This window comes from Actinosynnema sp. NPDC059335, assembly GCF_042752395.1.
Taxonomy (GTDB): domain Bacteria; phylum Actinomycetota; class Actinomycetes; order Mycobacteriales; family Pseudonocardiaceae; genus Actinosynnema.
Map to the genome: position 1 here is coordinate 1 of NZ_JBHYXZ010000163.1, position 18,789 is coordinate 18,789.

General features: G+C 72.7%; 18 protein-coding genes. 6 read left to right on the top strand and 12 right to left on the bottom strand.

The genetic code is table 11. The annotated features are described in order from the left end of the window. Positions 1-289: 289 nt before the first annotated feature. The 6 genes from ACFXGA_RS33655 to ACFXGA_RS33680 all read right to left on the bottom strand — a co-directional run bounded on the left by ACFXGA_RS33655 (position 290) and on the right by ACFXGA_RS33680 (position 8,374). Positions 290-1,552, bottom strand: coding sequence for an amidohydrolase (locus tag ACFXGA_RS33655; protein ID WP_378095035.1), 1,263 nt, complete (start codon positions 1,550-1,552; stop codon positions 290-292). Beyond that, positions 1,549-2,715, bottom strand: a complete 1,167-nt coding sequence (locus ACFXGA_RS33660; protein ID WP_378095037.1) for a M20 family metallopeptidase — start codon at positions 2,713-2,715, stop codon at positions 1,549-1,551. Before ACFXGA_RS33660 ends, ACFXGA_RS33655 begins: the two co-directional genes overlap by 4 nt. A 177-nt stretch (positions 2,716-2,892) precedes the next feature. Beyond that, positions 2,893-3,234 (bottom strand): hypothetical protein, encoded by a 342-nt coding sequence (locus tag ACFXGA_RS33665; protein ID WP_378095039.1) that lies wholly within the window; start codon positions 3,232-3,234, stop codon positions 2,893-2,895. 94 nt (positions 3,235-3,328) lie between these two features. Continuing rightward, on the bottom strand, positions 3,329-4,318 hold the full coding sequence (gene meaB, locus ACFXGA_RS33670; protein ID WP_378095041.1) for a methylmalonyl Co-A mutase-associated GTPase MeaB: 990 nt from the start codon (positions 4,316-4,318) through the stop codon (positions 3,329-3,331). Next, positions 4,311-6,605 carry a methylmalonyl-CoA mutase gene (scpA, locus tag ACFXGA_RS33675; RefSeq protein WP_378095043.1) on the bottom strand — a complete coding sequence of 765 codons (2,295 nt, stop codon included), beginning with the start codon at positions 6,603-6,605 and terminating at the stop codon, positions 4,311-4,313. Before scpA ends, meaB begins: the two co-directional genes overlap by 8 nt. Beyond that, complete coding sequence (locus ACFXGA_RS33680; protein WP_378095066.1) at positions 6,602-8,374, bottom strand: methylmalonyl-CoA mutase family protein; 1,773 nt, start codon at positions 8,372-8,374, stop codon at positions 6,602-6,604. The genes scpA and ACFXGA_RS33680 overlap by 4 nt, the downstream gene beginning before the upstream one ends. Positions 8,375-8,476: 102 nt before the next feature. Between ACFXGA_RS33680 and ACFXGA_RS33685 the strand changes: the two genes are divergently transcribed. The 3 genes from ACFXGA_RS33685 to ACFXGA_RS33695 all read left to right on the top strand — a co-directional run bounded on the left by ACFXGA_RS33685 (position 8,477) and on the right by ACFXGA_RS33695 (position 12,727). Further along, entirely contained in the window at positions 8,477-10,168 is a 1,692-nt protein-coding gene (locus tag ACFXGA_RS33685) for a serine/threonine-protein kinase (protein ID WP_378095044.1), read from the top strand. 130 nt (positions 10,169-10,298) lie between these two features. Next, positions 10,299-11,111: a purine-nucleoside phosphorylase gene (locus tag ACFXGA_RS33690; RefSeq protein WP_378095046.1), complete on the top strand. Its 813-nt coding sequence runs from the start codon at positions 10,299-10,301 to the stop codon at positions 11,109-11,111. Further along, positions 11,108-12,727: a phospho-sugar mutase gene (locus tag ACFXGA_RS33695; protein WP_378095048.1), complete on the top strand. Its 1,620-nt coding sequence runs from the start codon at positions 11,108-11,110 to the stop codon at positions 12,725-12,727. Before ACFXGA_RS33690 ends, ACFXGA_RS33695 begins: the two co-directional genes overlap by 4 nt. Here the strand turns inward: ACFXGA_RS33695 and ACFXGA_RS33700 are convergent. Beyond that, entirely contained in the window at positions 12,714-13,046 is a 333-nt protein-coding gene (locus tag ACFXGA_RS33700; protein WP_378095050.1) for a hypothetical protein, read from the bottom strand. The genes ACFXGA_RS33695 and ACFXGA_RS33700 overlap by 14 nt on opposite strands. Before the next feature lie 124 nt (positions 13,047-13,170). On the opposite strand from ACFXGA_RS33700, the gene ACFXGA_RS33705 reads away from it, so the two are divergent. Next, positions 13,171-13,620: a flavodoxin family protein gene (locus ACFXGA_RS33705; protein WP_378095052.1), complete on the top strand. Its 450-nt coding sequence runs from the start codon at positions 13,171-13,173 to the stop codon at positions 13,618-13,620. A gap of 60 nt (positions 13,621-13,680) precedes the next feature. Then, on the top strand, positions 13,681-14,118 hold the full coding sequence (locus tag ACFXGA_RS33710; protein ID WP_378095054.1) for a hypothetical protein: 438 nt from the start codon (positions 13,681-13,683) through the stop codon (positions 14,116-14,118). 6 nt (positions 14,119-14,124) lie between these two features. Here the strand turns inward: ACFXGA_RS33710 and ACFXGA_RS33715 are convergent, their stop codons facing one another. The 4 genes from ACFXGA_RS33715 to ACFXGA_RS33730 form a co-directional block, all read right to left on the bottom strand. Further along, a complete protein-coding gene (locus tag ACFXGA_RS33715) occupies positions 14,125-15,033 on the bottom strand; it encodes an aldo/keto reductase (protein WP_378095068.1) in 909 nt (302 codons plus the stop codon). 44 nt (positions 15,034-15,077) lie between these two features. Next, the gene (locus tag ACFXGA_RS33720; protein WP_378095056.1) at positions 15,078-15,461 is read right to left on the bottom strand and encodes a MerR family transcriptional regulator; all 384 of its coding nucleotides are present in this window, start codon (positions 15,459-15,461) and stop codon (positions 15,078-15,080) included. A 79-nt stretch (positions 15,462-15,540) separates the two neighbouring features. Next, positions 15,541-15,924 carry a type II toxin-antitoxin system death-on-curing family toxin gene (locus ACFXGA_RS33725; RefSeq protein ID WP_378095058.1) on the bottom strand — a complete coding sequence of 128 codons (384 nt, stop codon included), beginning with the start codon at positions 15,922-15,924 and terminating at the stop codon, positions 15,541-15,543. Positions 15,925-16,317: 393 nt separating this feature from the next. Then, positions 16,318-16,518, bottom strand: coding sequence for a type II toxin-antitoxin system VapB family antitoxin (locus ACFXGA_RS33730; protein WP_378095061.1), 201 nt, complete (start codon positions 16,516-16,518; stop codon positions 16,318-16,320). 81 nt (positions 16,519-16,599) lie between these two features. On the opposite strand from ACFXGA_RS33730, the gene ACFXGA_RS33735 reads away from it, so the two are divergent. Beyond that, positions 16,600-17,202: a TetR/AcrR family transcriptional regulator gene (locus ACFXGA_RS33735; RefSeq protein WP_378095063.1), complete on the top strand. Its 603-nt coding sequence runs from the start codon at positions 16,600-16,602 to the stop codon at positions 17,200-17,202. A 59-nt stretch (positions 17,203-17,261) separates the two neighbouring features. Here the strand turns inward: ACFXGA_RS33735 and ACFXGA_RS33740 are convergent, their stop codons facing one another. After that, positions 17,262-18,563 carry a glycoside hydrolase family 18 protein gene (locus ACFXGA_RS33740; protein WP_378095065.1) on the bottom strand — a complete coding sequence of 434 codons (1,302 nt, stop codon included), beginning with the start codon at positions 18,561-18,563 and terminating at the stop codon, positions 17,262-17,264. Positions 18,564-18,789: the final 226 nt, after the last annotated feature.

Genomic DNA, 18,789 nt, shown 5'->3' on the forward strand with positions numbered 1-18,789 from the left:
GTGTCTCGTGGGCTCGTTTATTTTTATAAGAGACCGGTCAAGGGGGCGCTTCCAGCCCTACCGCAACAGTGGGCTGGAACCGCCCCCTTGACGCGTGCGGTAGCCCTTGTGGAGGTCGGCGGGATGACACGAAACCCGACCCACCACCCAGCAGAGGCTTGACCACCAAACCCCGTCATCCTGCTGGCCTGCCCGTCCGGCGAGGACGCTCTTGATCTTTTACTCTTCTGCTCTTTCGCGCCCTCACCGCTCACACGACCCGATCAGACCACCCGATCAGGTCGCCTGGTCACGCCAACGCCGCCAACGCCGCGTGCACCATCACCCGGACCCCCACCAGCAACGCCCGCTCGTCGAGGTCGAACCCGGGCTGGTGCAGGTCCTTCTGCTTCCCCACCCCGTCCCACACGCCCAACCGGGCGAACGATCCGGGCACGTGCTCCAGGTACCAGCCGAAGTCCTCGCCACCGGACGACTGCTCCGTCCCGGCCAGCGCGTCCTCGCCCAACGCCGCCTCGATGCCCGCGCGCAGCAGCATCGTGCTCTCGCGGTCGTTCACCACGGGCGGCACGCCGCGCCGGTGGTGCAGGTCGAACCCGACCCCGGTCGGCGCGAGCAGCGCCCCGACCAACTCCTTGATCAACGGCTCCAGCTCGGCCCAGATGTCCCGGTCGCCGGTCCGCAGCGTCCCCCGCAGCACCCCGTCCTGCGGCACCGCGTTGGGGGCCTCGCCCGCGTGCACCGCGCCCCACACGAGCACCGTCCCCGACCGGGGGTCGACCCGGCGCGACAGCAGCCCCGGCAACCCCGTGATCACGGTGCCCAGCGCGTGCACCAGGTCGGCCGTCAGGTGCGGCCGGGACGTGTGCCCGCCCGGCGACGTCAGCCGCAGCTCCAGCATGTCGCTGGCCGACGTGATCGCGCCGATCCGGGTGCCGATCCGCCCCACCTCCAGGCGCGGGTCGCAGTGCAACCCGAAGATCCGCTCCACCCCGTCGAGCCCGCCCGCCGCCAGCACGTCCAGCGCGCCGCCCGGCATGACCTCCTCGGCGGGCTGGAACACCAGCCGCACCCGGCCGGGCAGCTCGGTCGCCGAGGCCAGCGCCAGCGCCGCGCCCAGCAGCACGGTGGTGTGCGCGTCGTGCCCGCACGCGTGCGCCACCCCGTCCACTGTGGACGAGTACGGCGCTCCGGTGTTCTCCGGCAGCGGCAGCGCGTCGATGTCCGCGCGCAGCGCCACGCACCGCGGCCCGGAGCCGACGTCGCACACCAGCCCGGTGCCGCCGGGCAGGACGCGCGGCTTCAGCCCGGCCGAGCGCAACACGTCGGCGATCAGCTCCGTCGTGGCGTACTCGTGCCGCGACAGCTCCGGGTGGGCGTGGATGTGCCGTCGCCAGGCGACGACCTCGGCGGCGTTGGCCGCCAGCCAGTCGTCCAGCCACGAGGGTCCGCGCCCTGCACCGGGATCATCCACAGGGGCAATGCTGACCCCACGATCGGTCAACAGCACCTCGGCACCCTCCTCCGGTAGACGCGAGTCCAGGACCGTCATGCCGCACCCGCCAGCAGTCGAGAGCGCTGCGCACCGTCCGTGGCAGCGGAAATTGTGGTCCAGGCGAGGGCGAGTGCCCCGTCGAGCACTGCGCGGTCGGCGGAGGCCGACGCGCAGGCGGTCGCGAACTCGATTTGGTGGTTCACCGCGTCTCCGCAGTCGATGGCGATGGTCGGGTGGATGGCCGGCAGCGCACGGGTGATGTTGCCCATGTCGGTGCTGCCGATCTTCTCCTTGAGCTCCTCCTCGGGGCTCAACGGGTGCCTGCCCAGCTCCGTCACGGCCTGCCGGTAGGCGTCCGCGAGCCAGGGGTCAGGGGTCAGCTCGGCGTACACCGGGGAGACCTTCACGACCTCGTGGGTGCAGCCGGTGGCGAGCGCGCCCGCCTCGAAGCAGCGGTTGATCCGCTCCTCCAGCCGGCGCAGCGACTCGAGGTCGTCGGCGCGCAGGTCGAACATGGCCGACGTGCGCGCGGGCACGATGTTGGGCACCGCGCCGCCGCGGGTGACGATACCGCTGACCATCTGGCCGGGCTCCAGGTGCTGGCGGGCGAGCCCGATGGCGACCTGGGCGACCGTGATCGCGTCGGCGGCGTTCACGCCCAGGTGGGGCGCGGCGGCGGCGTGCGACGGCTTGCCGGTGTAGTGCACCTCGACGTCGGTGATGGCGAGCGATCGGGCGGCGACGGCCTCGTACGGGGCCGGGTGCACCATCATCGAGAACGCCACGTCGTCGAATACCCCGCGTTCGAGCATCAGCACCTTGCCGCCGCCGACCTCTTCGGCCGGGGTGCCGATCACCCGGACGGTGAGACCCAGCTCGTCGGCCACGTCACGCAGCGCGAGCGCCGCGCCGGTGGACGCGGCGGCGATGACGTTGTGCCCGCACGCGTGGCCGATCTCGGGCAGCGCGTCGTACTCGGCGCACAGCCCGAGCACCAGCTCACCGGAGCCGAACGAGGCCGTGAACGCCGTCTCGAGGTCTGCCACGCCGCGCTCGACCTCGAAGCCCGCGGCGGCGAGCAGGTCGGCGACTTTGGCGGCGCTGCGGTGCTCGGCGAACGCCTGCTCCGGCTCCGCGTGGATGCTGCGCGAGAGGTCCACCAGCGCAGTCGAGTACCGCTCGACGGCCGAGCGCGTGCTCATCTTGAAGTCGGTACTCATTTGCGTCCATCCTGCATCACGGTCCGGCCGGCACGGCGCACCCCGGGTTGATCAACCGCCAACCGGTCGCGGCGATGCGCCGAGCGGTGACCGGGTTTCGGTCAGACCGATCAAGTCTGCGCAGGATCCTGCTCAAAGGCGACCCGATATCGCCCCGACGCTCCCACTAGCTGGGAATCACCCGGACTTGCGCCCGGCCCGCCACTTCGACCAGCGCTTCTTGTTCCGCCAGTAAACGAGGGCGAACAAGGCCAGCGCGATACCGCCCATCCACCACTTCTTTCGGGTTTCCGCACCGGACTGCGGCGCGGGCTCACCCTCCTGAGGTGCGTTGACGTCCGGACCGGGCGGCACCGTGCCCTCCGGCTGGATCGTGCCGCCGGGCGCGAGGGTCTCGGTCGGCTGGGCCGCCAGGACCGGTCCGGGGTGCGGCGATGTCGGCGCGGCGAGCCCTGTGCCCGACCCGGCGAACACACCGGCCAGCACTAACAGGAACACCGCGAACCCGGATCGCCACATGGTCGCCAAGCCTAGCTACACCCATTCGTGGTTACCACTGTCAGTGGTCGTCCAAACCGGTATTCGTGCACGCGCTGTGAACGGAAATCCACGCTCAGCCGTTCTCCCGGAACGCCGCGAGGATGCGTTCCGCGGCCAGCGTGGCGGTCAACTCGCCGTCGCGGACCTGCCGCTCCACCTCGGGCACGACGGCGCGCACGCCGGGCGCGGCGCGCAGGCTCGCCAGCAGCTGGTCGTTCACCATGGCCCAGGTCCAGTCGACCTGCTGGCGACGCCGCCGCTCGGCCAGCTCGCCCGCCGCCTCCAGCGCCTCCCGGTGCCGGGTGACCTGCTGCCACACCGCGTCGAGCCCGGAGCCGTCCAGACCGCTGCACGTCAGCACGGGCGGGTGCCACACCGCGTCCGGCGGGCGCAGCAGCCGCAACGCCCCGGCCAGCTCGCGGGCCGCCTTGCGGGCGTCCAGCTCGTGCGGGCCGTCGGCCTTGTTGACCGCGATCACGTCGGCCAGCTCCAGCACGCCCTTCTTGATGCCCTGGAGCTGGTCGCCGGTGCGGGCCAGGGTCAGGAACAGCGAGCAGTCCGTCATGTTCGCCACCGCGACCTCGGACTGGCCGACGCCGACCGTCTCGACCAGCACCACGTCGTAGCCCGCCGCCTCGACCAGCACGATCGACTCGCGGGTGGCCTTGGCGACACCGCCGAGCGTGCCGGAGGTCGGCGACGGCCGGATGAACGCCGCGCGGTCGACCGCGAGCCGCGCCATCCGGGTCTTGTCGCCCAGGATCGAGCCGCCGGTGCGGGTGGACGACGGGTCGACCGCGAGCACCGCCACCCGGTGGCCCCGGGCGGTCAGCATCGAGCCGAACGCGTCGATGAACGTCGACTTGCCCACGCCGGGCACGCCGGTGATGCCCACGCGGTGCGCGCCGCCGGAGTGCGGCAGCAGCTCGACCAGCAGCTCCTGCGCCCACGCCCGGTGGTCCGCGCGGGTCGACTCGACCAGCGTGATGGCCCGCGCCAACGTGCCGCGGTCGCCGGCCAGGACGCCCTTGGCGTACTCGCCGACGTCGACGGGCCTAGCCATCTCGTCCCGGCAGCGCGCTCCCGACCTCACCGACCCGCTCGGCCCCACCGACCGACGCCCCACCGGCCTGCTCGGCCCGACCGGCCGACGCACCGCCGACCGGCCCACCGGCCACGTCACCGTGCCCCAACTGCTCCGCCAGCTTGCGCAGCAGGTCACCGGCCGCGTCCGCGATCACCGTGCCGGGCGGGAAGATCGCCGACGCCCCGGCCGCGCGCAACGCGTCGAAGTCCTGCGGCGGGATCACCCCGCCGACCACGATCATGATGTCGTCCCGCCCCAGCTCCGCCAACGCCGCCCGCAGCGCCGGCACCAGCGTGAGGTGCCCGGCCGCCAGCGACGACACCCCGACGATGTGCACGTCGGCCTCGACGGCCTGCCGGGCGACCTCGTCCGGGGTCTGGAACAGCGGGCCGACGTCCACGTCGAAGCCCAGGTCGGCGAACGCGGTCGCGATCACCTTCTGGCCGCGGTCGTGCCCGTCCTGGCCCATCTTGGCCACCAGGATGCGCGGCCGCCGCCCCTCGGCCTCGGCGAACGCCTCGACCACCTGCCGCGTCGCCTCCACGTTCGACACCGACCCCGCCTCCTGCCGGTAGACGCCGGTGATGGTCCGGATCTGGGCGGAGTGCCTGCCCCACACCTTGCCCAGCGCCTCGGAGATCTCGCCGACGGTGGCCTTGGCGCGGGCCGCCGAGATGGCCAGCTCCAGCAGGTTGCCGTCCGAGCCCGCCGCCCGCGTCAGCGCGTCCAGCGCCGAGTCCACGGCGGCCTGGTCGCGTTCCGCCCGCAGCCGGGCCAGCTTGGCGAGCTGCTGCGCCCGCACGCCGGCGTTGTCCACCTTGAGCACGTCGATCTGCTCGTCCACCTCGACCTGGTACTTGTTCACGCCGATCACCGGCTGCCGGCCGGAGTCGATGCGCGCCTGGGTGCGCGCCGCGGCCTCCTCGATGCGCAGCTTCGGGATGCCCGCGTCGATGGCCCGCGCCATCCCGCCCGCGGCCTCGACCTCGGTGATGTGCGACCACGCGCGGTGCGCCAGGTCGTGCGTGAGGCGTTCGACGAACGCGCTGCCGCCCCACGGGTCGATCACCCGCGTGGTGCCGGACTCCTGCTGGAGCAGCAGCTGGGTGTTGCGGGCGATGCGCGCGGAGAAGTCGGTGGGCAGCGCCAGCGCCTCGTCCAACGCGTTGGTGTGCAACGACTGCGTGTGCCCCTGCGTGGCGGCCATGGCCTCGACGCACGTGCGCGCCACGTTGTTGAACACGTCCTGCGCCGTGAGCGACCAGCCGGACGTCTGGCAGTGCGTGCGCAGCGACAGCGACTTCGGGTTCCGCGCGCCGAAGTCCTTCACCAGCTTCGCCCACAGCAGCCGGGCGGCGCGCATCTTGGCGACTTCCATGAAGAAGTTCATGCCGATCGCCCAGAAGAACGACAGCCGCGGCGCGAACGCGTCCACGTCCAGCCCCGCGTCCCGGCCCGCGCGCAGGTACTCCACGCCGTCCGCGAGCGTGTAGGCCAGCTCCAGGTCGGCCGTCGCGCCCGCCTCCTGCATGTGGTAGCCGGAGATGGAGATCGAGTTGAACTTCGGCATCCGCTGCGAGGTGAAGGCGAAGATGTCGGAGATGATCCGCATCGACGGCTGCGGCGGGTAGATGTAGGTGTTGCGGACCATGAACTCCTTGAGGATGTCGTTCTGGATGGTCCCGGCGAGCTGCTCGGGCGCCACCCCCTGCTCCTCGGCCGCCACCACGTACAGCGCCAGGATCGGCAGCACCGCGCCGTTCATGGTCATCGACACGCTCATCCGGTCCAGCGGGATGCCGTCGAACAACTGGCGCATGTCGTAGATCGAGTCGATGGCCACGCCCGCCATGCCGACGTCGCCCGCCACGCGCGGGTGGTCGGAGTCGTAGCCCCGGTGGGTGGCCAGGTCGAACGCCACCGACAGGCCCTTCTGGCCGGCCGCGAGGTTGCGGCGGTAGAAGGCGTTGGACTCCTCGGCGGTGGAGAACCCGGCGTACTGCCGGATGGTCCACGGCTGGTTGACGTACATCGTCGGGTACGGGCCGCGCAGGAACGGCGCGATGCCCGGGTAGGTGGCCAGGAAGTCGAGGCCCTCGGTGTCGGCGGCGGTGTAGACCGGTTTCACGCCGATGCCCTCGGGCGTCTCCCACGTCAGCGCGTCCGCGCCCTTCCCGGTGGCCTCCTGCAGCGCGGCGTGCCACTGCGCGGCGTCGGCGGTGGTGGGCTCGCCCAGGTCCACGTCGGCGAAGTTCGGGATCATCGCGGCACTCCAAGGGCTTCGAACGTGTGCTCCAGGACTTCCAACGCCGGGCAGCCGGTGAACACGTACTCGTCGATCGAGGCGTCGGACTGCTTGCCCGCCAACAGGACCCGCTCCGCGCCCGCCTCGCGCAGCGCGCGCTCCACGGGCCCGGCCAGCTCGGCGTAGCCGCTCTCGCTGCCGCACAGGCACGCGATCCGCGCGCCGCTCTCGCGGAACTTCGCGACCACGTCGTCCACCCCCGCGGTCGCGCCCGCGGCGGGCGTCTCGATGCCGCCCGCCTGGAACAGGTTCGCCGCGAACGTGGCGCGCGCGGTGTGCGCGGCGACCGGGCCGAGGGTGGCCAGGAAGACCTTGGGGCGTTCGGGGGCCGCGTCGGCCGCGTCCCGCAGCGCCTCGAAGTCCTGGGCGTACCGGATGCGCGGCAGGCCGCCGCCCGGTTCCTCCGGCGCGGGCGCGCGGACCACGGGCTGCTCGCCGAGGTTCGGGAACTCGCTGACGCCGGTGATCGCGTCGGTCCGGTCGGCCAGGTTGGCCCGGCGGCGTTCCCAGGTGGCCGCGATCCGGTCGGCGACCAGGTCGAACGCCCGCGGCAGCCCGCCCGCGGCCTCGATCTCCCGGAACCACGCCCAGGCGGCGCGCGCCAGGTCGGCGGTGAGCTTCTCCACGTACCAGGAGCCGCCCGCCGGGTCGATCACGCCGGCCAGCTTCGACTCCTCCAGCAGCAGCGACTGGGTGTTGCGGGCGATGCGCCGGGAGAAGTCGTCGGACAGGCCGATCGCGTGGTCGAACGGCAGCACGGTCACCGCGTCCGCGCCGCCCAGGCCCGCGCCGAAGCACGCCACCGTGGTGCGGAGCATGTTCACCCACGGGTCGCGCCGGGTCATCATCGCGGGCGACGTGACCGCGTGCTGCGCCTGCGGGGCGGGCGCGCCCGCGACCTCGGTGACCCGCGCCCACAGCCGCCGCGCGGCCCGGAACTTGGCGATGGTGAGGAACTGGTCGGCCGTGGCCGCGTACCGGAACTCCAGCAGCCGCGCGGCTTCCGCCACGCCCAGCCCGGCCTCGGTGAGGTGCCGCAGGTACGCCACGCCGGCCGCGAGGGACGCGCCCAGCTCCTGCGCGTCCGAGCCGCCCGCCTCGTGGAACGGCAGGCCGTCCACCACGACCAGGCGCAGGTCGGGGAACTCGCGGGTCTTGCCCAGCAGGTCGGTCAGCGCCGCGAGGTCGGCGGGCCGGCCGGTGCGGGCGCGCACGCCCAGCGGGTCCGCGCCGACGTTGCCGCGCACCTCGCTCGCGAGCACGGGGCGCTGATCCCACACGCGCAGCATGGCGCGCCCGGCTTCGAGGAAGTCCTCGCCCGCGTCGACCACGACGGGCGCGAGGTCCAGGTAGACGTCGGCCAGCACGTCGTCGTAGGACGCCGGGTCGAGTCCCTTGAGCCACAGCGACGTGACGCCGTTCTCCAGGTCGGCCGTCACCGCCTCGCGGTCGGCGACCCGGTGCTGCTGGCGCACGTCCCAGCCCTCGACGGAGCCCTGCGGCCGGCCGCCCCGGGTGAACGGGGCCAGGCCGGGGAACCCGGCGTCGGGCGCGCCGTCGTCCGCCGTGTAGAGCGGCTGCACGTCCAGGCCGTCGTAGGTGGTGGTGATCAGCGACCCGTACTCCGCGCCCGACTTGCGCAGCACGCCCTGGACCAGGTCCAGCCACTGCTCGCGGTCGGCCGCGGGGAACTCGGCGGCCAGCGCCAACTCGCCTGACGGCTCCATCATGCTCCGCAGTGTTACTCACGGGTAAAACGACGGCTATGTGAGGTTCACCGCCGTGAACGATGCAGACGCCAGTCTTCCACGCTGGGGAATGATGGCGCAGTGGAGGAAGAACCCGCGGTTACCGGTCATGACCGGCTGATTGCCGGCCGTTACCGCCTGCGGCACGTCCTGGGTCGCGGCTCGATGGGCACCGTTTGGGCCGCTCACGACGAGGTGTTGCGGCGGGACGTCGCGGTGAAGGAGATCCTTCGGCCGGAAGGCGCGCCGGACGACGAGGCGGAGCTGCTTCGGGAACGCACGCTGCGGGAGGCCCGTTCGGCGGCGGCCCTCGCCCACCCGAACCTCGTGACGCTGTACGACGTGGCGCAGGTCGACGGCGACCCGTACGTGGTGATGGAGCTGGTGCCGTCGTCGTCGCTGGCGGAGGTGGTGCGGCAGCGCGGCCCGCTGACCGACGTGCAGGGCGCGGTCGTGGCCGAGGCGGTGGCGGCGGCGCTGGAGGCCGCGCACCGGGCCGGGATCACGCACCGGGACGTGAAGCCGGGCAACGTGCTCGTCGCCGACGACGGCCGGGTCAAGCTGACCGACTTCGGCATCGCCCGCAACGTCGCCGAGGCCACTCTGACCAGCCGCGGGATCACGCTGGGCACGCCCGCGTTCATCGCGCCGGAGGTGGCGGCGGGCGGCGCGGTGTCGTTCGCGGCGGACCAGTGGTCGTTGGGGGCGACGCTGTTCGCGGCGATGACCGGGCAACAGCCCTACGAGGGCGCGAACGTGCTCCAGACGATCAACCAGGTGGTGCACGGCGACGTGCCGTCGGCGTCGGTGTGCGGCGCGCTGGAGCCCGTGGTGGCCGGGTTGATGGTGAAGGAGCCGGCCGAGCGGATGGCGTTGGCCGAGGTGCGGCGGCTGGTCCGGCCGCTGCTGCCCGAGCCGGGCGCCGACGTGTTCCCCACGGCGGCGGCCACCCGCCCGGTGGTGGAGGTGGTGCGGCCACCGCTGGTCAAGCCGCCGATCCCGCCCGACACCCCGCTGGCCGACGACCCCGGCCCGCTGCCGTTCCCGGCGGCCGACCCGCCGACCCGGGAGCTGACCCGGCGGCCGGGGGTGGCGGTGCTGGTGGCCCTGGCGGCGGCGGTGCTGTTCGCGATCGGCAGCGTCTCCGGGTTCGCCCTGACCAGGACCGTGGCCGGCGCGCCGCTGCTGCCCCCGCCGAGCAAGGACACGCCGTCCCCGCCCGCGATCACCGGGACGCCGTCGCTGCGCCCGACCACCGCCTCCGCCGCCACCGCCAACGGCGAGCAGGGCGCGGAGTTCACCATCGACGTCGGGCCGGACTGGATCAGCTTCCTGGAGCAGCGGGCCAACAACGGGCTCGGGTTGAGCACGGTCGTCCACCTGGTCTCGCCGAACGGGTGGTACGAGGTGGCGGTCCAGCGGTTCCCGGACTACTACGCGCGGAACCGGATCGAGGACTACCTGGAGCTGGTGCGGTCGCGGTGGGCGGAGGACCAGTACTTCGGCGAGGCCCTGGAGCCGACCGACGTCCTGCCGCCGGGCGGGCCGGAGGCGGGCGTGCAGTACAGCTACCGGACCGTGGAACGGGCCACCTCCCTGGACCGCGGCGCCGTCGCGCCCGGTCCGGACCTGCGGCGCAGCCGGTACTCCCGGGTGCTGCCGCGCGGCAACGACCTGTGGGTCGTGGAGGTCGTCGTGCCGACGGAGCAGGAGGAGACGGGCCGCAGCCGGCTGTTCGACACCATCGCGCCCACGTTCCGGGTCAACGACTAGCCGCCGACTTCCCGGTGTTCCCCCGCTTCACCGGCATGCGCAAGCGCTTGCGGCACCCGCCGGCCCCTGGCGCGCCGGCCGGACCGCAACACTGCGGGCACCCGCCAGGGGCGGCTATTAGGCTCGCGCCGTGACCGCCATCAGTGAGAACACCACCCCCGAGGCCCTGGCGACCGACGCGGCCGAGGCGTTGGCCGAGCGGACCGGGGTGGCCAGGCACGACATCGCCGTGGTCCTCGGTTCGGGTTGGCGCCCGGCCGCCGACCTGATCGGCGCGCCGACCGCCGAGGTGCCCATGGGCGAGCTGCCCGGGTTCGAGGCGCCCACCGCCGTCGGCCACGGCGGGACCGTGCGGTCGGTGGCCGTCGGCGACAAGAACGTGCTGGTCATGCTCGGCCGCACGCACGGCTACGAGGGCAAGGGCGTGGCGAAGGTCGTGCACGGCGTGCGCACGGCGGCCGCGGCGGGCGTCGGCACGGTCGTGCTGACCAACGCGGCCGGCGGCCTGCGCCAGGGCATGTCGGTCGGCCAGCCGGTGCTGATCAGCGACCACCTGAACCTCACCGCGTCGTCCCCGCTGGTCGGGGCCCGGTTCGTGGACCTCACCGACCTGTACTCGCCGCGCCTGCGCGACCTCGCCCGGGAGATCGACCCGTCGCTGGAGGAGGGCGTCTACGCGGGGCTGCCCGGCCCGCACTTCGAGACGCCCGCCGAGATCCGGATGCTGCGCACGATGGGCGCGGACCTGGTCGGCATGTCGACCGTGCTGGAGGCCATCGCGGCCCGCGCGGAGGGCGTGGAGGTGTTCGGCCTGTCCCTGGTGACGAACCTGGCCGCGGGCATCACCGGCGAGCCGCTCAACCACGAAGAGGTGCTGGAGGCGGGCCAGGCGGCGGCGAGCCGGATGGGCGCGCTGCTGCGCGAGCTGGTGACGCGCGCATGACCCTCGGCCCGGCCCTGCGCGACGCCGCGTTCCGCTGGATCGCCGACGACCCCGACCCGGCGACGCGCCTGGAGTTGCAGACCGTCGTGGCGCGGGCGATGGGCGGCGACCCCGCCGCGGCCGAGGAGGTCGCCGACCGGATGGCGGGCCCGCTGACCTTCGGCACGGCGGGCCTGCGCGGTCCCGTGCGGGCCGGGCCGAACGGCATGAACCGGGCCGTCGTGATCCGCACCACGGCCGGGCTGGCCGCGTGGCTCCGGGCGAAGGGGCGCGTCGGCACGGTGTTCGTCGGCCGGGACGCGCGGCACGGGTCGGAGGACTTCGCCGCGGCGGCGGCGGGCGTGCTGGCGGGCGCGGGCTTCACCGTGCGGGTGCTGCCGCGGCCGCTGCCGACGCCGATCCTCGCGTTCCTGGTCAAGCGGCACGGCGCGGTGGCGGGCGTGCAGATCACCGCGTCGCACAACCCGCCCGCGGACAACGGCTACAAGCTCTACCTGGCGGGCGGCGGGCAGATCGTGCCGCCCGAGGACCGCGAGATCGAGGCGGCGATCCGGGGCGTGCCCGCGGCCGTGTCGGTGCCGCTGTCCGACGACCACCTGCCGGTGTCGGACGCCGAGGTGGACGAGTACCTGGAGCGGGTCGCGTCACTGCCCCGCGGCACGGCGCGCGACCTGCGCGTGGTGCTCACGCCGATGCACGGCGTCGGCGGCGCGACGGCGGTCGAGGCGTTGCGGCGGGCGGGGTTCACCGACGTGCGGGTGGTGCGGGAGCAGGCCGTGCCCGACCCGGCGTTCCCGACCGTGGCGTTCCCGAACCCCGAGGAGCCGGGCGCGGCGGACCGGTTGCTGGCGCTGGCCGCGGCCGAGGACGCCGACCTCGCCATCGCGCTGGACCCGGACGCGGACCGCTGCGCGCTGGGCGTCCGCGAGCGGGACGGGTCGTGGCGGATGCTGCGCGGCGACGAGACCGGCGTGCTGCTCGGGTCGCTCGTGCTGTCCACAACGGACAACCCGGACCCGTTGGTGGCCACCACGATCGTGTCGTCCTCGTTGCTGAAGTCGATCGCGGCGGCGCACGGCGCGCGGTACGCGGAGACGTTGACCGGCTTCAAGTGGCTCGTGCGCGCGGGCGACGGGCTGGTGTTCGCCTACGAGGAGGCGCTGGGCAACTGCGTCGACCCGGCGCACGTCAACGACAAGGACGGCATCTCGGCGGCCGTGGTGGCGTGCGACCTGGCCGCCGGGTTGAAGGCGTCCGGCCGCACCCTCCTGGACGCGCTGGACCAGCTCGCCGTCGACCACGGCCTGCACCTGACCGACCAGGTGTCGCTGCGGTTCACCGACCTGAGCCGGATCGGGGCGCTGATGGCCCGGTTGCGCGACCGGCCGCCCGCCGGGTTCGCGTTCGAGGACCTGCTGCCCGACGCCGACGTGGTGCGGCTCACGCGCGAGGGCGTGCGGGTGGTCGTGCGGCCGTCCGGGACGGAACCGAAGCTCAAGGCGTACCTGGAGGTCGTGGAACCGGTGGCCGGCGACCTGCCGTCCGCCCGCGACCGCGCCGGGCGGCGGCTGGCCGAGCTGCGGGCTCAGGTGTCGGACCTGCTCACGACGCCATAGCGAGCAGCAGGCACAGCACGGCGACGACGAGCGCCCCGCCCGCCGCGTAGTACGCGCGCCTGGTGGGCGGGCTCACCGGTCGCGGCCGGTTCTGCGTGACCGCCGCCACCGAGATGCGGCCCGAGATGTAGCTCGTGGTGCACAGCGCGACGCCGGTCGCCAGGATCATCGTGTTGACGTCCCACGGGCTGTGGTCCACCCCCGGCCACAGGGCGATGAAGACGAGCGGCAGGCCGATCAGCCCGACCCCGATCGCGACCCCCGCGCCCCAGGTGATCCGCCGGTTCCGCTTCATCGTGGCGATGCTGCGAGTTTCCATGACTCCCTCCCGGTAACTACTACCGAAGACGTGCGACGGCCCCCTCGGTTCCCGTCCGCAACCGGGCGTGACCGATGCTACCGAGCGGTTGCCGCCGGCCGCGGGTCGCGGCACCCTGTCCCGCGTGCCCCGCCTGTTGATCGTGCACCACACCCCGTCGCCCGCCCTGCACGAGCTGTTCGAGGCGGTGCTGGAGGGCGCGAACGACCCGGAGCTGGCCGACGTCGAGGTGGTCCGCCGCCCGGCGCTGGGCGCGACCGCCTCCGACGTGCTGGAAGCCGACGGCTACCTGCTCGGCACGCCCGCCAACATCGGGTACATCAGCGGGGCGTTGAAGCACTTCTTCGACACCGTCTACTACCCGTGCCTGGACGCCACGCGCGGCCGGCCGTTCGGCGCGTACGTGCACGGCAACCTGGGCACCGAGGGCGCGGTGAAGGCGTTGCGCGACATCACGACCGGCATGGGGTGGCGGCCCGTCGCGGAGACGCTCGCGTTGACCGGGGCGCCGGACGCCGCCGCCCGGGAGCGGTGCCGCGAGCTGGGCGCCACGGTCGCGGCCACGTTGCTCTGATCCGTAACGCGGTGCCGCGCCGTGACGACACACTGCCACGACGACATGTGGAGGCAGTCGATGACCCAACCGGTCGGTCCCCCGCCGATGTGCGGTTCCTGCGGTGCGTACCTTCAGCCACCGAGCACGACGTGCGCGGTCTGCGGGTCGACGCAGTGGCCGCAGCAGCCGGTGGCGCAGGCCCCGGCGTACCCGCCCCCGGGCGTGCAGCCGATGCCCTACGGGATGCCGGTGCGCGGTGTGGTGACGGCGAAGACGCCCGGCATCGCGGTGCTGCTGTCGTTGCTGTGGCTGGGCGCGGGCAACCTCTACGCGGGTCAGACGGCGCTCGGCGTGGTGCTGCTGCTGGTGAACTTCCCGCTGGTGTTCCTGGCCATGTCGGTGCTCGGGCTGATCATCGCGTTCCCGGTGTGGGCCGTGCTGGTGATCGTCTCGATCGCGACGGGCGTGCAGGGCGTGAAGAACTTCAACCACCGCAACGGCATCATCGTCCGGTAGCGGCGCTCACCGGTTCGACAGCTCCAGGAACTCCGGCGGGTACCGGTCGCCCGCGACGGCCGGCGCGGCGGCCTCGATCGCGCGGAGTTCCTCCGGGTCGAGCCGCAGGTCGGCGGCCGCGACGTTCTCCTCCAGGTACTTCACCCGCTTGGTGCCCGGGATGGGGACGACGTGCCCGTCGCGGTGGTGCACCCACGCCAGCGCCAACTGCCCGGCCGTGACGCCGCGTTCGGCGGCGAGCGCGCGCAACGCGTCCACGATGGCCGTGTTGCGGGCGAAGTTCTCCTCGGCGAACCGGGGCAGGCCGCGCCGCATGTCGTCCTCGGCCAGGTCGGCGACGGACGTGACGCGGCCGGTGAGGAACCCGCGACCCAGCGGCGAGAACGGCACGACGCCGATGCCCAGCTCGCGGCACGTGGGCGCGATCTCGGCCTCGACGTCGCGCGTCCACAGCGACCACTCGCTCTGCAACGCGCTGATCGGGTGCACGGCGTGCGCCCGGCGGATCGTCGCGGCCCCCGCCTCGGACAGCCCCAGGTGGCGGACCTTGCCCTCGGCGACGAGTTCGGCCATCGCGCCGACGGTCTCCTCGATCGGCACCAGCGGGTCGACCCGGTGCTGGTAGTACAGGTCGATGTGGTCCACGCCCAGGCGGCGCAGCGACGCCTCGGCGGCCCGCCTGACGTAGGCGGCGTCACCGCGCGGGCGGCGGTCCGGGTCGGCGAGGCCGAACTTCGTGGCGATCACCGCCTCGTCCCGGCGACCGCGCACGGCCCGGCCCACCAGCTCCTCGTTCGCGCCCGCGCCGTAGACGTCGGCGGTGTCGAGGAGCCGGACGCCGAGGTCGAGCGCCCGGTGGATGGTGGCGATCGACTCGGCCTCGTCCCCGACGCCGTAGGACTGGCTCATGCCCATGCAGCCGAGGCCCTGCCTGCCGGCCTCCAGCCCGCCCAGCGACGTCACGCGGTGATCCCCTCGACGAAGGTGTGCTCGATCTGCTCGTAGTGCGTGATCTTGTACTCGAGGACCTCCAGGCACGACTGGAGCTCGGCGATGCGCTCGCGGACCGAGGCCCGGTGCTCGAACAGGATCTGCTTGCGCCGCCCGGCGGTGGCCGCGCCGCGGTGCCTGAGCTGCGCGTACTCGCGCATCATGCGGATGGGCATGCCGGTGGTGCGCAGCCGGGTCAGGAACGCCAGCCAGCCGAGGTCGTCGTCGCTGTAGCTGCGCCGCCCGCCGGAGTCCCGGGCGGGCGGGTCGACCAGGCCGATCCGTTCGTAGTAGCGCAGCGTGTCGATCGACAACCCGCTGCGCTCGGCCGCTTGAGCGATCGAGTAAGTCACGTGACGACGGTAGGAGCTGGAGTGCACTCCAGGTCAAGCCGGTGGGCCCCACTCGGTCAGGTGCCGCGCCGGGCGGACCTCACTCGTCCTTCGGCGTGCCCCACGCCTCGAGGTGGGCGGCCATGCCGGCGACGTCGATCTGCTCCCGCCCCAGCGCGCGCACCAGGTCGAGCGCCTCGTCCTCCTCGGCGTCGATCCACCAGCCGTTGATGTCGCACAACGTCACCGCGGCGACCCAGCCCAGCCGCCAGTTCCCCTCGGCCAGCGGGCGGGTGCGGACGATGGAGTCGAGCAACGCGGAAGCTTTGAGCCAGAGCGTGTCGTACGCCTCGACCCCCAGCACTGTGGCCCTGGGGCGGTGGGCTGCGGAGTCGAGGAGACCTAAGTCGCGCACGACCAGGTCCCCGCCGGTGACGGCGGTCGCCAGCACGAGCAAGTCGCCGGCGTCGAGGTAGTTGACCACTGCTTGACGCGCTCCCTGTCCTGAAGGGCGGGGACTCCGGCACGGCCACGCCGCATCCGGGACGTCTCCTGCGCCACCTCCCACCCCCTCAGGTCCGTATCGCCTCCCCGCCCGACCGGCGGCGAGGATGTTGTCGGCCGCGTTGTGCGCCGAAGCGCAACCCGGACGCAGCCCGATCTTCAACGGCGCACGATACCGGTGCCCCTCCGAGCACCGTGGACGTTCACAGAGGTACAGGGGTGAACGGCGGGACACGCGGCGGTTGAGCTGCATGGATTGATCGTATCGAACATGTGTTCGAACGGCGAGGGCGAAGCGGGTCGGTCACCCGAAGGTGAGGGCGCGTCGTCGACGGGTGAGGTGGGTGCGGGGTCCCGCAACTGCGGCGGGACGTCAGGCGGAGCCCATCCGGTCGAGCAGGCCCCGGTACTTGGGGAGCACGCGCCCGAGGACCTCGGACAGCTGCTCCTCCTTCTGCAGCCTGGCCCACCGCTCGGCCAGCGCCAGGCGCACGACCTCCTGCTTGGAACGGCCTTCGGCGGCGGCGAGTTCGTCCAGCCGCCGGTTCTCCTCGTCACTCAGACGCAGAGTCATTGCCATGGAGAATGACGGTACCAACTTGATACCACGATGGCCAGGGCGTGTTTTATAACACTGTTGCGATACGATGCCCCGGTGCCACGACCGAAGACTCACGACGACGCGCTGCGCGGGCGGTTGCTCGAGCGCGCGGGCGAACTGCTGTCCACCGAAGGACCCGGCGCTTTGAGCTTGCGCAGGCTCGCGGCGGATGTCAACACCTCGACCACGGCCGTGTACTCGCTCTTCGGCGGGAAGGCGGCGCTGCTGAACGCCGTCTACGAGGAGGCGTTCCGCCGATTCGGTGAACGCATCGCGAGCGTGCCGCAGACCGACGACCCGGTGGAGGACGTGGTCCAGATCGGTCTGGCGTACCGGCGGAGCGCGTTGGCCGACCCGCAGTTCTACCTCGTGATGTTCAGCAAGGTGGTGCCGAACTTCGAGCCGTCCGAGGAGACGAAGGAGGCGGCGGTCCGGACGTTCCTGCCGGTGGTGCGCGACGTCGGCCGGGCCGTGGAGGCGGGGCTGTTCCGGCCCGAACCGGCCGAGCGGATCGCGTTGGCGATGTGGGGCATGGTGCACGGGCTGGTGAGCCTGGAGCTGAACGGGAACCTGCCGCCGGGCGTCGAGATCGCCCCCGTCTACGAGAGCGCCCTGCGCGCCCACACCGACGGTTGGCGCGTTCGCCGGGAGGCGTAGGTGGGGCCCGGGGAGGCGGCCGCCGCGAAACCTCCCCGGACCCCGTGAACTGCCCCGAATCAGGACAGTCCGCTGGTGAGCGCCTTGATCAGCTCGCCGTCGGCGGTGTCGCCGTCGAGCGACCAGATCATGGCGCCGCCGAGGCGGCGTTCCGCCACGTAACGCCCCTTGCGCTTCATCTCGACCGGGTCGTCCCAGGTCCAGAACGTGGTGCCGTCGAACAGCCACGCGTGCCCGGCCTTGGGGTCCCGGTGGACGGTGAACTTCGCCAGCTGCGCCTTGAGGACGCGGTAGTCCTCGTACCCGGCCTCGTAGGTGGCGGGCGCGGGGCCGGCGGCGGGCTGGAACAGGCCGTTGCCCTCGTTGCGCACGCCCGTCCAGCCGCGGCTGTAGAACGGCACGCCCAGCACGACCTTCTGCTTCGGCGCGCCGTTGCGCAGGTAGTGGTCGATCGCGACCTGGGAGCTGAACGGCGGGCTCGTCGGGTCGGCCGCGGGGGTGCGGATCGCCGACTGCTGGTTGGTCAGCGGCTCCCACGCGCCGTGGTAGTCGTAGCCCTGGACCGTGCCGAAGGTCAGCAGCTCGAAGACCTTCTTCACCTCGAAGCCGCGGTCGACCTGGGCCGGGTTGGCGGGCAGGAACGCGGTCAGGTCGTAGCGCTTGCCGGTGCGCGAGGTCAGCTTGCCCAGCTGCTTGCGGTACTCGACGAGCAGGGCGGTGAAGTTCTGCTTGTCCTCGGGACGCACCACGTTGCCGGGCGCGGCCTCGGAGGACGGCCACTCCCAGTCGAGGTCGATGCCGTCGAACACGCCGGCCGCCGCACCGGGCGCGGCGTCGGGGAAGTTGCCCTTGAGCCACATGTCGATGCAGGAGGCGACGTGCGCGGCGCGGGACTCGGGCGTGAGGGCCGCGTTGGAGAAGTACTTCGAGCCGGTCCAGCCGCCGAGCGAGATGTTGACGCGCAGCTGGGGGTGGCGGGCCTTGAGCTGCTTGAGCTGGTTGAGGTTGCCCGACAGCGGCTGGCCCGCGACGTCGGCCTTGCCGTTGACGCTCTGCTCGGCGGCGAACGGCCGCTGGTAGTCGGCCCACGGGTCGGCGCTGACGCACTTGCCGCTCTCGTCGAGGAAGCCGAACGCGTAGTTCAGGTGGGTGAGCCGCGGGGCGGTGCCGTTGGCGACCAGGTCGCGCACGAGGAAGTTGCGGTCGTAGCCGCTCCACTGGGTGTAGTACCCGACCACGCGCTCGTTGCGGCCGTGCCGGTCGTCCCGGTCGCCCTTGCCGTGCGCGACGGCCTGCGGCGCGAGCGACGCGGTCATCGCGGTGGCCAGGAGGGCGGGGAGCACCCATCTCCTGCTCGACATGCTTCTCCTCGCGGAACTCGACTGTGGTCCAGACCACGGTAGTGATGAGGTCTAGACCACCTCTACCCCCGAACGGCCGAATCCGCTAAGACGAATCCCCTTCACATCCATCCAGCTGACGCGCGTGTCCTACGTTCGCGTCGCGCGTGTCCTACGTCCGGAACACCCGAGTTGAACGCTCAGAACACGACCCGCCCGTCCTGAACGTTCAACTCGGGGTACGCGC